Genomic DNA, 12,708 nt, shown 5'->3' on the forward strand with positions numbered 1-12,708 from the left:
TCGCGTCATGACCACTGTCTCCACGGTGACCGAGCCGACGCTCGACCGGCCCGCCCGCACCCGGGCGCCGGCCGGCGGGCGTTGGCGGGAACCCCTCCTCGGGCTGCTCGGGCTGGCCATCGTCGTCGCGGTCGTCGAGGCGCTCCCCCGCCTCGGCGTCGTCAACGGCCGCTTCCTGCCGCCGTTCAGCACGATGGCCCGCGCGCTGGGCAGCGAGCTCGCCACCGCGAACTTCTGGACCGCGCTGGGCCAGACGCTGGGTGGGTGGGCCGCCGGGCTCGCGCTCGCCATGATCGCCGGACTCGTCGTCGGGGTGATCGTCGGCAGCGTCCCGTTCCTGCGCGCGGTCACCGCCTCCACCGTCGAGTTCCTGCGGCCCATCCCGTCCGTCGCGCTCATCCCGCTGGTCGTGCTGATGTATGGCAGCCGCCCGCAGTCGGCGCTGGTGCTTGTCGTCTACGCGTCGTTCTGGCAAGTGCTGGTCCAGGTGTTGTACGGCGTGGCCGATGTGGACCCGGTGGTGCGGGACACCGCCCGCTCCTATCGCTTCTCGCGCTGGTCGATCGTGCGTACGGTCGTCTGGCCCACCGCTCTGCCCTACGTGGTCACCGGATTCCGGCTGGCCGCGGCGGTGGCCCTGATCCTGGAGATCACCGCCGAACTGATCATCGGCGTGCCGGGCCTCGGCCGGTCCATCGGCGTGGCGCAGAGTTCCGGCGCGGTCGCGCAGACGTATGCGCTGGTGATCGTGGTCGGTCTGATCGGCGTGGCGGTCAACGCGTCCGCCCGCGCCGTGGAACGACGCGTCCTGCGCTGGCACACCTCGGTGCGGAGGGACCTGTGACCGACCTGCCCCGGCGCGTGCTCGCCGCCCTCGGACTACCCATCGTGCTGGTCGCGCTGTGGTGGGTCCTGTCGGCGCACAGCAGCAGCTTCTTCTGGCCACCGCTGTCGGAGATCGTGGCCGCCTTCCCGCGCACGTGGACCGCGGACCCGATCATGCACGACGTCCTGCCCAGCCTGGCGCGCCTGGCCATCGGATATCTGATCGCCCTGGTCGCCGGGGTCGCGCTGGGCACCGCGATCGGATCGTTCCGCACCCTGCGCGCGCTGTGCGAACCGACGCTGGAGTTCTTCCGTGCGGTGCCGCCGCCGGTGCTGATCCCGGTGATCGCCCTGTTCGCCGGGTACACCGGCTGGACCGCCAAGGTGATCACCATCGCGCTCGGCTGCGTCTGGCCGATCCTGCTCAACACCGTCGAGGGCGTGCGCTCGCTGGACGAAGTGCTGCGGGACACCGCCCGCTCGTACCGGTTCGGCCGCACCTCCACCCTGCTGCAGGTGGTGTTGCGCGGATCCAGCCCACGCATCGCCGCGGGCGCGCGTCAAGCCCTGTCCATCGGCGTGATCCTCATGGTGATCAGCGAGCTGTTCGGCGCCAACCGTGGTCTGGGCGCGGCGATCGTGCAGTTCCAGCGCAGCTTCGCCGTGCCGCAGATGTGGACCGGCATCATCCTGCTGGGCCTGATCGGAGTGGCCCTGTCCGGCCTGTTCCGCCTGGTCGAACACCAAACCCTGGCGTGGTACCGCGGGCTGCGCCAGGCCGAGCGAGGAGCGTGACACCGTGCTCGACGTCGACGGACTCACCAAGACCTACGACGGCCACGGCCGCAGCGTCGAGGCCATCCGCGATCTGACCTTCCACGTCGGCGACGGCGAGTTCGTCTGCGTGGTCGGGCCGTCCGGCGCCGGCAAGACGACGCTGCTGCGCTGCATCGCCGGGCTGCTGGACAACTCCGGGGGCACGGTGACCCTGGACGGCACGCCCGTCACCGGGCCGCCGGCCGGCATGGCGGTGGTCTTCCAGGAGTACGGGCGCAGCCTCTTCCCCTGGCTGACGGTACGCCGCAACGTCGAAATGCCGTTGAAGGAGAAGGGCCTGGGCCGTGCCGAACGGGCCGCCAAGGTCGACGCCGCGCTGGCGTCCGTCGGGCTGCGGGACAGCGCCGGGGCGCACCCGTGGCAACTGTCCGGAGGCATGCAGCAGCGGGTGGCCATCGCACGCGCCGTCGCGTACGAACCACGGGTGCTGCTGATGGACGAGCCCTTCGCCGCGGTGGACGCCCAGACCCGCGCCGAGCTGGAGGACCTCGTCCGCCGGCTGTGGCGTGAGCTCGGCATCACCGTCCTGTTCGTCACCCACGACATCGACGAGTCGGTCTACCTGGGGCAGCGGGTCCTGGTCCTGTCCAACCGGCCCACCGTCGTACTGGAGGATGTCCCAGTCCCCTTGCCGGACAATCGCGACCAACTGGAAACCCGGTCATCGACCTCGTTCACCGAGACGCGCAACCACGTGTACGAGCTGGTCCAGACGGCCAAGCGGGGCGGCCGTCCGGCGCACGCCGGATAGCGCTCGCCCACGGCCCGGCGGATCGGACACGGTCGCTGCCTACCATGGCGATGGTCGAGCACGATCGTGGCGGCGTCGGGAGACCGGCGCGGCGGGAACACCGGAAAGGGAGAACGAACGAATGAGGGCCAGCATGCCGAGGCGTCCGGTGCGGGGCAACGGGAAGCCCGTACGGCGATGAGCGACGTGCTGAGGGAGCTGCGCGCGGCGATCCTGCGCGGCGAGTACGCACCGCGGCAGCGGCTCATCGAGGCCGATCTGGTCGAACGCTACGCGGCCAGCCGGTTCGTGCTCCGCAACGCGCTCAACCGGCTGGCCAACGAGGGCCTGGTGGAACTGCAGCCCAATCGCGGCGCCCGGGTGCGAGAGATCTCCATCGCGGAGGCCATCGAGATCACCGAGATCCGGCGGGCGGTCGAGGGCCTGGTGGCCGGGCGCGCGGCCGAACGGATCACCGACGCGGACATCGCCGCCCTGCGGGCCCTCGGCGCGGAGATGTCCGCCGTGGTCGAGCGCGCCGACATGCCCCGTTACTCGGAGTTGAACGCCCACCTGCACGCCTCCGTGCGGGAGATCGCGCAGCATGCCTCCGCGACGCGGATCATCGAGCAGCTAAACGGCCAGATGGTGCGCCACCAGTTCCGGCTGGCGCTGGTCCCTGGACGGCCGTCGAAGTCGCTTCCGGAACACCTGGCGATCATCGAGGCGGTGTGCGCGCGCGACCCGGAGAAGGCGGAGAGCGCGATGCGTGTGCACCTCACGAGCGTGCTGAACGCCCTGCGCGGGTTCCCGGAGAGCCCGGCGGTCTACCACCCCGAGGTACGCAGCGAGGCGCGCCCCTGACGGGCCCGAAACGCCCATGGCGCGCTGTCGTGCTGGGCTCGACACCGCGTCATATGATGCACCGCGGAGTGCCGGGAAGCCTGGTCGGCGACGTTGCTGACCTATGGAGGCGTCATGGTTGCCCACCCGTGCACTCATCCCCGATACCGCGGCGCGCGCAGAGCCCTTCGCCACGCCGATCGGCCGGTCACCCCTATCTGTTTCTCCACCAAGGAGATGACATGACCACGCCCACCGATGCGGCCATCTCGATCACCGCGCTGCGCAAGACCTTCGGTGCCACCACCGCCCTCGACGGGCTCGATCTGCGCGTCGCGCCCGGTGAGGTGCACGGCTTCCTGGGGCCCAACGGCAGCGGGAAGACCACCACCATCCGTGTCCTGCTGGGACTGTTGCGCCCGGACGCCGGCGAGGTGCGGATGCTCGGCGGCGACCCGTGGCGGGACGCCGTCGCGTTGCACCGCCGCCTGACGTACGTGCCGGGCGACGTCACGTTGTGGCCGGGGATCACCGGCGGCGAGGTCATCGACCTGCTCGGGCGCATGCACGGCGGCATCGACCGGCGGCGCCGGGACGAGTTGCTGGAGCAGTTCGACCTCGATCCGCGGAAGAAGGCGCGCACCTATTCCAAGGGCAATCGGCAGAAGGTCGCCCTTGTCGCGGCGCTCGCCTCGGATGCCGAGCTGTTGCTGCTGGACGAGCCCACCGCCGGCCTGGACCCGCTGATGGAGGCGGTGTTCCAGCGGTGCATCCACGACCTGAAGCAGCAGGGACGCACGGTCCTGCTGTCCAGCCACATCCTGGCCGAGGTGGAGGCGCTCTGCGATCGGGTCAGCATCATCCGCCTCGGCCGCACCGTCGAGTCAGGCACGTTGGGCGAGCTGCGGCATCTGACCCGGACGTCCATCGCGGTGGAGACCGCCGAGCCGCCGCAGGGCATCGACGCGCTGCCCGGCGTCCATGACCTGTTCGTCGAGGACCATCACGCCCGGTTCGACGTCGACACCGCCGAACTCGACGCCGTGGTGCGCAGGCTGGCACCGCTTGGCGTGCGCAGCATGACCAGCACGCCCCCGACGCTGGAGGAGCTGTTCCTGCGCCACTACGGCGACGAGCAGTCGAACGGTCGGAAGGTCGTCGGGTCATGACCGGGACGTTCGGCCTGCTGCGCTTCCTGCTCCGCCGGGAGCGCCTCGGCCTGCCATGGTGGCTGCTCGGCGCCACGCTGCTCGTGCTGATCCAATCCACCCAGAGCCAGAGCCTGTACGGGACTCCACAGGCGCTGGCACGGCTGCGCGACACCATCGGCGCCAACACCGCGGTGATCGCGATGAGCGGCCCCACCGAGTTGCTCAGCGCCCTCGGCGGGGAGATCGTCTTCGAGATCTTCGCGTACGTGGCCATCGTGGTCGCCCTGATGAACATGTTCCTGGTCGGCCGGCACACCCGTGCCGACGAGGAGTCCGGCCGGGCCGAACTCATCCGTTCCGCCCGGGTGGGCCGGCACGCCCCGCTGGTGGCCGCCCTCGCCCTGGCCGGGCTCGCCGACGTGGCCGTCGGCGCGCTGGTGTTCGCGGTGTCGGCGGGCACCGGGCTGCCGCTGGCCGGTTCGGTGCTGTTCGGCGCCGCGGTGACCGGGCTCGGTTGGGTCTTCGCCACGCTCACCGCGGTGGCGGTGCAGGTCTTCGAGAACACCCGGGCGGCGTACGGCGCCGTCGCTCTCGTCCTCGGCGCGGCGTACGTCTTCCGGGCCATCGGGGACGTCGGCGACGGCGCGGTCTCCTGGGCTTCGCCGATCGGCTGGGGACAGCGCACCCTGCCGTACGCCGACGACCGCTGGTGGCCGTTGCTGCTGCCACTGCTCACCGCCGCGCTGCTGGGTGCCGCGGCGGTGGGCCTGCTGGCGCACCGCGACTTCGGCGCCGGACTGGTGCCGCCGCGCCCCGGCCGGGCCACCGCGTCCCGGTGGCTGCGCGACCCGTACGCGCTGGCCTGGCGTCTGCAACGCGGCACCCTGATCGGTTGGACGGCCGGCCTCGTCCTGCTCGGCGTCGCGTACGGCTCGCTCGGCGACAGCATGGAGCAGTATGTCCGGGAGAACCCGCAGATCGCCGATTTCCTCCCCGGCGGCGCCGACGACGTGGTCAACTCCTACCTGGCGGTGACCGCCGGGATGGCCGCGCTGTTGGCGTCCGCCTTCGGCGTGGCGAGCCTGTTGCGCGTCCGCGGCGAGGAGAGCTCCGGCCGCGCCGAGCGGGTGCTGGCCATGCCGGTCAGCCGGCTGACGTGGCTGGCCGCCCAGCTCAGCGTCCCGGTGCTCGGCAGCGCCGTGATGCTCATCGCGTTCGGTCTCGGCGAGGGCGTGGCGTACGGCATGACCGTCTCGGACGCCGGCCAGGTGCCGCGCCTCATCGGCGTCACCCTGACCTATCTGCCGGCGGTGTGGCTGGTCATCGCCGTGGCCGCGCTGGCCATCGGCTGGGTCCCCCAGCCGGCCGCGATCGTGGCGTGGGTGGTGATCGCGTACTGCGTCGTGGTGACGATGTTCGCCGAATCGTTCGACCTGCCCGACTGGGCGCAGTGGCCGTCGCCGTTCACCCACATCCCGAGGGTGCCATTGGCGGACTTCGCCGTTTCGCCGCTGCTGGTGACCGTGCTGGTGGCCGCCGTGGGAGTCGCCGCCGGATACGCCGGATTGCGCCGCCGCGATGTCGGCACCTGACCGTGATCGTCGTCTCCCGAGTTCCGGGAACCGGTTGCCGACCGGGGGTGCCGGGTGATGTGCTGGCGAACATGCGCTCGGTATCCGTCCCGGTTGGCGACATCTTCACGATGTGCCTGATCGCGGTGACGGGCCTGGCGGTCGACGACCGGCTGTGTATGCGCGGCGTCGCCTGCGGCTGACCGGTCGGCGATCGGTCTTCGCCCGTGGCGACGCCTCCCGCCCCTGTCGACCACCGATCGAGGACTGCGTGATGCCGACGACCGCCACTTCCCTCTCTTCACCCGCGTCCGTTTCGACGGCCGCCCGCGACGCGGCGCAGCCGACTTCGCTGCGCCGCTGGCGGGTGTGGCAGGCGGTCATGTCCGCCGTCCGGGCAGCGCATCGAGCCCGGGTGCCCTTCTGAGCGTCCGCGGGTGTCAGGCGCGCCCGCGGAGCATCAGGTTCCAATAGAGCGCGGGCAGCCCGTACCGCTTCAGATACCACATGTCGGTGCGCTCGCGGGTGGTGTCGATGAACGGGAAGCTGGGCGCCGGCTTCAAGCTGTAGTCGAACTCGGCGAGCAGCATCTTGTTGCGGGCCGTGGTCAACGGACACGACGCGTAGCCGTCGTAGGACGCCGGTAGTGGCCGGTTCGCGACCGTCGCGATGAGGTTGCGGGCCACCACGGGGGCCTGCTTCCGGATGGCCGCGCCGGTCTTGGAGTTCGGCGAGTTCCCCGCGTCGCCGAGCGCGAACACGTTCGGATAGCGCGTGTGCTGCATGGTGTTCTTGTCGATCTGCACGTAACCGGCCGGGTTGTCCGGGTCGGCCAGGGCTGTCGCCTTCAGCCAGTCCGGCGCCGACTGCGGGGGCACGATGTGCATCAGGTCGTAGGTGACGGCTTCCTTGCTGTCGTTGGCGTGGTTGACGATGATCGCCTGTCGGCCGGCGGCGTCGACCTCCACGAGCTCGCTGTTGAAGCGAACCTCGATACCGTAGCGCGCGGCGACCCGTTCCAGCTCGTCGGAGAACACCTTGACGCCGAACATGCCGGGCGTCGGCAGGACCAGCACGATGCGGATGTCGTCGAGCACGCCTTGCCGGCGCCAGTAGTCGGCGGCGAGGTAGGCGATCTTCTGCGGTGCGCCGGCGCATTTGATCGGTCCGGCCGGCATGGTGAAGACGGCCGTGCCGGAGCGGAGGTTCCGGATCAGTTCCCAGGTCTTCGGCGCCGTGGCGTACGTGTAGTTGCTGGACACCGCCGGCGTGTCCATGGCATCGGCCATGCCGGGGATCTTGTGCCAGTCCAGTTGGATCCCGGGGCAGACCACGAGGTGGTCATAGCTGACCCGCACGCCGCCGGCGGTGGTGACCAGCCGTTCCTCGGGGTCCACGTGCTCGGCCGCGTCCTTGATCCAGGCGACGCCCTTGGGCATGACCGACGCCTGCGGGCGCGCGCTTTCCCGCGCCGGGGCACAGCCGCCGCCGACCAATGTCCACAGTGGCTGGTAGTAGTGCGTCTCGGCCGGGTCGATCAGTCCGACATCGGGCGCCTGGGCGTGGCGGAGCCGCGCGGCGACGTCGATCCCGGCGCTGCCGCCGCCGAGGATGAGAACGCGGTGATGCAGGGCGGGTGGTGCCATCACGGTGCCTCCGTTCAGGGTTGGGGTCGTCGGCGGACGCGTTCCGTCGGCGGCGGGCGGTGAGACGTCAACCGGTGGCCTGACCTGTCTGCACCGCCTCGGTGTAGTCGTCGTCGACATGGACGACGTGGCGGCCGGCGCGGTCGAGCAGGCTGGCCGCGATGGACGCCCGGAAGCCGCTCGCGCAGTGCACCCACAGCGTCCCGGCCGGGATCTCGCCGAGCCGGTCCAGCAGGGCGTGCAACGGGACGTGCACCGACCCTGGGATCGCTCCGTGCGCCCGCTCGTCGTCACGGCGGACGTCGAGCACGGTGAGCTGAGCGCCGGTCTGCCCGCCGGCCGCAGGACCGGCGTCAACAGCGGCGGAGAGGTCGGCGAAGGTGGCGCGGCGGTAACCGCGGGTGGGCTGGCCGTCGGCGAGCCGGTGCAGCTCGCCGGTGGCCGCGCCGTCGGGACGGTCGATGCCGATGCGCACGAGCTGGCGCTGGGCGTCGGTGATCTGCTGCGGCGTCTCGCCGATCAAGGTCAGTGCCGTGCCCCAGGGGATGAGCCAGCCGAGGTAGGTGGCGAAATGCTGTCCCAGGGCGATGCTGATGGTGCCGGCCAGGTGGTCGGCGGCGTACGCGGTGCGGTCGCGCAGGTCGACCACCCACTCGCCGGCGCCGATCCGCTTCTGCAGCTCGGCCGGGCTGACCTGCGTGGGCGGAGACAGGTCGACGGGGCCGGCGCCCTCGCGGTTGCGGGCACCCATGTGGGCGTAGTACGCCGGGTACGCGGTGAGACCGGCGACAAGCTTGGCGACAAAGGTGTCCTCGTCGTCGGCGGTGTACGCGTCGTTGCGCGCCTTCTCCTGGCCCAGGGTGCTGTCCGACCCGCCGGCGGCCGAGCCGGAGGAGCAGAAGCTGCCAAATCCGTGGGTCGGGTAGATGCGCGCGTCATCGTCGAGCAGCTCGGCCAGCCGGTGCGCGGAGCGATACTGCGCCCGGGTCAGTTCGTCGGTGCGGTCCGGGTCGACCAGGTCGGTGCGCCCCACGCTGCCGTAGAGCACCGAGCCACCGGTGAACACCGCTGCCGGCCCGTCGCCGTCGGTGACCACGTAAGCAAGGTGGGTGTCGGTGTGCCCGGGCGTGGCGATCACCCGCACCCGCAGCCGTCCGGCCTGCAACTCGTCGCCGTCGGAGACCGACACGCGGTCGAAGGCGACGGCGTCCGCGGCATTCACCGCGTAGCGAGCTTCGTGGTCATGAGCGAGCTGCAGACCACCCGACACGTAGTCGTTGTGCACATGCGTCTCCAGCACCAGGATCACCCGCAGCCCACGGGCGTCGAGCTCGGCTTGGAGACGATCCAGGTCCCGCTGCGGATCCACGGCGATCGCCGTCTCCCCGTCGTGCGCGAGATAGCTGCGATCTCCGAGTTCGCTGGTCTCCACGACGACCACGTCAACCATGCCCCAGCTCTCCCTTGCCATCGCGTTCTAATGTCCGTACATTATGCGATGGAAGTCGAACAAGCAAGCCGGACATTTAATCGGCAAGCGACGAATCCGGGGGTAGATGCCATGCAGGAGCCAAGCGGTGCCGGCGCACGGCCGGTCGATCGCGCGCAGGCACTGCCGCTGTGGGCACAGGTGCATGCCGATCTGCGGCGGCGCATCGAGGACGGCGAGTTCGCCGCGATGTTCCCCGGTGAGCTGGCGTTGATCGACGAGTACCGGGTCAGCCGGCACACCGTGCGGGAGGCGCTGCGCCGGCTGCGCGACGACGGCGTCGTGGTGGCCGAGCGTGGCCGCCCGCCACGGCTGGCCGGCACGCCCGAGATCGAGCAACCGGTCGGAGCGCTCTACAGCCTCTTCGCCTCGGTCGAGGCCGCCGGGCAGGAGCAACGCAGCGTGGTCCGACGGCTTGAGGTGCGAGCCGACGGTGTCGTGGCGGTCCAGCTCGGCCTGGAGGAGTCCACTCCCCTGATCTATCTGGAACGACTCCGGCTGGCCGACGGCGAACCCCTCGCCGTGGACCGGGTGTGGCTGCCCGCCGCGGTCGCCACCCCGCTGCTGGAGGCCGATTTCACGCACACCGCGCTCTACACCGAGCTGGCCGCGCGCTGCGGCGTCCGCCCCACCGGCGGCCGGGAGAACATCCGCGCCGTCATCCCCACCCCGGCCGAACGCGCACAGCTCGGCATCGACGACACCGTCGCCGCCTTCGCCGTGGAACGCCTCGCCGACCACCACGGCCAGCCGCTGGAGTGGCGGACGACCCTGGTGCGCGGCGATCGCTTCAGCGTCACCGCCGCGTTCTCCGCCCGCACGGGCTATCAGCTCGGCCTGGCCGGACACGCCCCGCGCCAGCGCCCCCGCGGACTCACCTCGATGGAGCACCGATGACGCTGCTGTCCGCCGCCGGCCTGGGGCTGGTCATCGGCGTCGTGCTGGGCGGACTCGGCGGTGGCGGCGCCATCCTCACCGTGCCCGCCCTGGTCTACCTGCTCGGCCAGAGCCCGCAGGACGCCACCACCAGCAGCCTGATCATCGTCGGGCTCACCGCCGTGGTCGGCGCCGCCGGTCATGCCCGCGCCGGCACCGTGCGCTGGCGCACCGGCCTGACCTTCGGCGTCACCGGCATCGTCGCCGCCTTCGCCGGCACCGTCGCCAATCGCCACGTCCCGCCGCACGTGCTGCTCTACGGCTTCGCCGCCCTCATGATCGTCGCCGCGGCGGCCATGCTCCTGCAGACCGCCCGCCGCAGGCCGGCGATCGAACCGGCAGTGGAATCGGGCGGCGCTCGCGGGCCGGCCGGCTCCGTCGACGTGGCCCGGAAGGCGGCACCCACCCGGGGCAAGACCGCCACCAAAATCATCATCGCCGGGCTCGCGGTCGGCTTTCTCACCGGCTTCCTCGGCGTCGGTGGCGGGTTCGTCATCGTCCCCGCGCTCGTGCTGGCCCTCGACCTGCCCATGTCCGCCGCGGTCGGCACCTCACTGGTGATCATCGCGATCAACTCGGCCACATCGCTTGCCGCTCGTGCGGGCGGCGATCCCGTCGACTGGGCGACCACCGCGCCGTTCGCCATCGCCGCGATGGCGGCCAGCCTCGGCGGGAGACGGCTCGCCGCGCGGGTTCCCGAGGCGATCGCCACCCGCGCGTTCGCCGTGCTCGTCCTGCTGGTCGCCGGTTACACCATCGCCAACACGGTGATCAGCTCCTGACGGACCGGTCCGCCGGCCGGTCCCCGTCCGCGCGTCCACGGCGCAGGGTTTCCTGCAGGCCGGCGCGCAGCTCGTCGTCGTTCATGACGAGGTAGACCAGGGGACAGTCCTGCGGGCCGGTGACATCCAGTTGGCACAACGTGCAGGGTTCGCCGGGCCGCAACGGGCACCGCGCGTCCGGTCGGCGTTTGCTCGTCATGGCTCCTCCCACCTCGACGGTGACCGTGGCCGTTGTCGTCCGACATGGACGAAGGTCCCGATCTCGCCGGTCGTTTCGGCCCTACGGCATGGATACCCCCCTGGGTAATCTTGAATCGACGACTGAGGAGGCCATGAGATGCGAGCGAAGGTGCTGGTACTCGGCGGAAACTTCGGTGGCCTGACCGCTGCCATCGCAGTGAAGCAGGAGCTGCACGGTGACGTCGACGTCACGGTGCTCAGTGATCGCGATCGATTCCTGTTCAACCCGTCGCTGATCTGGCTCCCCTTCGGCAAGCGGGCGCCCACGGACATCACCTTCCCCGTAGCGCCGACGTTCGACGCCGCCGGCGTGGAGTTCATCCAGGACGCCGCCGACCTGATCGACCCGCGGGCGAAGACCGTGCGTACCGTCTCGGGCCACGTCCACCCGTACGACTATCTGATCATCGCCACCGGAACCCGGGAGAACCTCGACGCGGTGGAGGGCCTGCGGGAGAACTCGAACTGGATCACCTCGCTGGACGGCGCCATCCACACCGGCGAGGCATGGCGACGGTTCCGGGACGCACCCGGCGACATCGTCATCGGCGCCACCCAGGGCGCGAGTTGCTTCGGTGCCGCGTACGAATTCCTCTTCAACACCTCGTACCAACTGCGCAAGGCCGGCCTCAAGCGGCGCGCCAAGATCACGTACGTGACCGCCGAGCCGTTCCTCGGCCACTTCGGCATCGGCGGGCTTCCGCACGGTGAGCGACTGCTCGGCATGTTCCTGCGCAAGGAGAACATCGCCTACCGCACGGACACGGCGATGAGCGCCATCGAAGACGGGGCGGTGGTCACCGCCGACGGCACCAAGATCAAGTATGCGTTCACCATGATCGTGCCGCCGTTCACCGGCCAGGACTTCCTGCGCCGCACCGACGGCCTGACCAACGCGGGCGGTTATGTCGAGGTCCGCGACACCTACCAGAGCAAGCGCTACGAGAACATCTACGCGGTCGGGCTGGCCGCCGCGGTGCAGGCGCCGTGGACCACGCCCACGCCGGTGGGCGTGCCCAAGACCGGCCTGCCCACCGAACAGATGGCCCATGTCGCGGCGAAGAACGTAGCGGCGCAGATCCGCGGCGAGGAGCCGGCGAGCCACAAGAGCTTCGGCGACATCCCGGCCGTGTGTGTCATGGACGCGGGCAACAACGGCGTGCTCATCCTGGCCGACAAGATGCTGCCGCCGCGCCGGCACGGCGTGCTCGTGCCCGGCCCGCAGAACCACGCGTTCAAACTCGCCTTCGAGAAGTACTACCTCTGGAAGATGAAGGGAGGCCATGTGAGCCTACCCTGATCGGTGGTACGGCCGATGGCCGCCGATCGGATGGCGAACTACCCTAGGGGGTATATCGCCAGGTCAACGGGAGGCAATGGTGGAGATCGAGGGCGAAGCGCTCACCGACGTGATCAAGCGGCTGCGCCGCGCCGAGGGACAGATCCGTGGGGTGATCGCGATGCTGGAGGACGGTCGCGACTGCGCCGACGTCGTCACCCAGCTCGCCGCGGTCTCCCGCGCCCTCGACCGGGCCGGATTCAAGATCATCGCGACCGGCCTGCGCGAGTGCGTCACCGCACAGGAGTCCGGCGAGGAGCCCCAGCTCAACGTCGCCCAACTGGAGAAACTCTTCCTCTCGCTGGCCTGACGACCGGCG

14 protein-coding genes are annotated in these 12,708 nt (G+C 70.7%); 11 read left to right on the forward strand and 3 right to left on the reverse strand.

All coding sequences use genetic code 11. From position 1 onward, the window contains the following. The first annotated feature begins 7 nt into the window (after positions 1–7). The 7 genes from IEY73_RS25585 (at position 8) to IEY73_RS34175 (ending at position 6,160) form a co-directional block, all read left to right on the forward strand. Entirely contained in the window at positions 8–844 is an 837-nt protein-coding gene (locus tag IEY73_RS25585) for an ABC transporter permease (RefSeq protein ID WP_189081870.1), read from the forward strand. After that, on the forward strand, positions 841–1,620 hold the full coding sequence (locus tag IEY73_RS25590) for an ABC transporter permease (RefSeq protein ID WP_229716153.1): 780 nt from the start codon (positions 841–843) through the stop codon (positions 1,618–1,620). Before IEY73_RS25585 ends, IEY73_RS25590 begins: the two co-directional genes overlap by 4 nt. Positions 1,621–1,624: 4 nt before the next feature. After that, a complete protein-coding gene (locus IEY73_RS25595) occupies positions 1,625–2,413 on the forward strand; it encodes an ABC transporter ATP-binding protein (protein WP_189081871.1) in 789 nt (262 codons plus the stop codon). A gap of 177 nt (positions 2,414–2,590) precedes the next feature. Further along, the gene (locus IEY73_RS25600; RefSeq protein WP_189081872.1) at positions 2,591–3,256 is read left to right on the forward strand and encodes a GntR family transcriptional regulator; all 666 of its coding nucleotides are present in this window, start codon (positions 2,591–2,593) and stop codon (positions 3,254–3,256) included. Positions 3,257–3,477: 221 nt separating this feature from the next. Next, complete coding sequence (locus tag IEY73_RS25605; RefSeq protein ID WP_189081873.1) at positions 3,478–4,404, forward strand: ABC transporter ATP-binding protein; 927 nt, start codon at positions 3,478–3,480, stop codon at positions 4,402–4,404. Beyond that, on the forward strand, positions 4,401–5,978 hold the full coding sequence (locus tag IEY73_RS25610) for an ABC transporter permease (protein WP_189081874.1): 1,578 nt from the start codon (positions 4,401–4,403) through the stop codon (positions 5,976–5,978). The genes IEY73_RS25605 and IEY73_RS25610 overlap by 4 nt, the downstream gene beginning before the upstream one ends. Positions 5,979–6,037: 59 nt before the next feature. Continuing rightward, positions 6,038–6,160: a hypothetical protein gene (locus IEY73_RS34175; RefSeq protein ID WP_268240488.1), complete on the forward strand. Its 123-nt coding sequence runs from the start codon at positions 6,038–6,040 to the stop codon at positions 6,158–6,160. Between the two features lie 237 nt (positions 6,161–6,397). Here the strand turns inward: IEY73_RS34175 and IEY73_RS25615 are convergent, their stop codons facing one another. Together IEY73_RS25615 and IEY73_RS25620 are read right to left on the reverse strand one after the other, a co-directional pair. After that, positions 6,398–7,603, reverse strand: a complete 1,206-nt coding sequence (locus tag IEY73_RS25615) for an NAD(P)/FAD-dependent oxidoreductase (protein ID WP_189081913.1) — start codon at positions 7,601–7,603, stop codon at positions 6,398–6,400. Between the two features lie 67 nt (positions 7,604–7,670). Beyond that, the gene (locus IEY73_RS25620; protein WP_189081875.1) at positions 7,671–9,053 is read right to left on the reverse strand and encodes an MBL fold metallo-hydrolase; all 1,383 of its coding nucleotides are present in this window, start codon (positions 9,051–9,053) and stop codon (positions 7,671–7,673) included. Positions 9,054–9,164: 111 nt separating this feature from the next. Between IEY73_RS25620 and IEY73_RS25625 the strand changes: the two genes are divergently transcribed. Both IEY73_RS25625 and IEY73_RS25630 read left to right on the forward strand, forming a co-directional pair. Beyond that, positions 9,165–9,989, forward strand: a complete 825-nt coding sequence (locus tag IEY73_RS25625) for a GntR family transcriptional regulator (protein ID WP_189081876.1) — start codon at positions 9,165–9,167, stop codon at positions 9,987–9,989. Beyond that, a complete protein-coding gene (locus tag IEY73_RS25630) occupies positions 9,986–10,810 on the forward strand; it encodes a sulfite exporter TauE/SafE family protein (protein WP_189081877.1) in 825 nt (274 codons plus the stop codon). Before IEY73_RS25625 ends, IEY73_RS25630 begins: the two co-directional genes overlap by 4 nt. Here IEY73_RS25630 and IEY73_RS25635 read toward each other — a convergent pair. Further along, entirely contained in the window at positions 10,800–11,009 is a 210-nt protein-coding gene (locus tag IEY73_RS25635) for a DUF6767 domain-containing protein (RefSeq protein ID WP_189081919.1), read from the reverse strand. The genes IEY73_RS25630 and IEY73_RS25635 overlap by 11 nt on opposite strands. A gap of 138 nt (positions 11,010–11,147) precedes the next feature. On the opposite strand from IEY73_RS25635, the gene IEY73_RS25640 reads away from it, so the two are divergent. Together IEY73_RS25640 and IEY73_RS25645 are read left to right on the forward strand one after the other, a co-directional pair. Next, entirely contained in the window at positions 11,148–12,350 is a 1,203-nt protein-coding gene (locus IEY73_RS25640; RefSeq protein ID WP_189081878.1) for an NAD(P)/FAD-dependent oxidoreductase, read from the forward strand. A 76-nt stretch (positions 12,351–12,426) separates the two neighbouring features. Further along, positions 12,427–12,699, forward strand: a complete 273-nt coding sequence (locus IEY73_RS25645) for a metal-sensitive transcriptional regulator (protein ID WP_189081879.1) — start codon at positions 12,427–12,429, stop codon at positions 12,697–12,699. The last annotated feature ends 9 nt before the right edge of the window (positions 12,700–12,708 follow it).

The organism is Mangrovihabitans endophyticus (assembly GCF_014646155.1).
In the GTDB taxonomy this organism is placed as follows: Bacteria; Actinomycetota; Actinomycetes; order Mycobacteriales; family Micromonosporaceae; genus Actinoplanes; species Actinoplanes endophyticus.

What these genes read in the sequence shown, in the direction of transcription:
- IEY73_RS25630 (WP_189081877.1), top strand. Translation starts at nt 9,986, where the DNA reads ATGACGCTGCTGTCCGCCGCCGGCCTGGGGCTGGTCATCGGCGTCGTG.
- IEY73_RS25615 (WP_189081913.1), bottom strand. Translation starts at nt 7,603, where the DNA reads ATGGCACCACCCGCCCTGCATCACCGCGTTCTCATCCTCGGCGGCGGC.
- IEY73_RS25625 (WP_189081876.1), top strand. Translation starts at nt 9,165, where the DNA reads ATGCAGGAGCCAAGCGGTGCCGGCGCACGGCCGGTCGATCGCGCGCAG.
- IEY73_RS25600 (WP_189081872.1), top strand. Translation starts at nt 2,591, where the DNA reads ATGAGCGACGTGCTGAGGGAGCTGCGCGCGGCGATCCTGCGCGGCGAG.
- IEY73_RS25620 (WP_189081875.1), bottom strand. Translation starts at nt 9,053, where the DNA reads ATGGTTGACGTGGTCGTCGTGGAGACCAGCGAACTCGGAGATCGCAGC.
- IEY73_RS25640 (WP_189081878.1), top strand. Translation starts at nt 11,148, where the DNA reads ATGCGAGCGAAGGTGCTGGTACTCGGCGGAAACTTCGGTGGCCTGACC.
- IEY73_RS25610 (WP_189081874.1), top strand. Translation starts at nt 4,401, where the DNA reads ATGACCGGGACGTTCGGCCTGCTGCGCTTCCTGCTCCGCCGGGAGCGC.
- IEY73_RS25605 (WP_189081873.1), top strand. Translation starts at nt 3,478, where the DNA reads ATGACCACGCCCACCGATGCGGCCATCTCGATCACCGCGCTGCGCAAG.
- IEY73_RS25585 (WP_189081870.1), top strand. Translation starts at nt 8, where the DNA reads ATGACCACTGTCTCCACGGTGACCGAGCCGACGCTCGACCGGCCCGCC.
- IEY73_RS25635 (WP_189081919.1), bottom strand. Translation starts at nt 11,009, where the DNA reads ATGACGAGCAAACGCCGACCGGACGCGCGGTGCCCGTTGCGGCCCGGC.
- IEY73_RS25645 (WP_189081879.1), top strand. Translation starts at nt 12,427, where the DNA reads ATGGTGGAGATCGAGGGCGAAGCGCTCACCGACGTGATCAAGCGGCTG.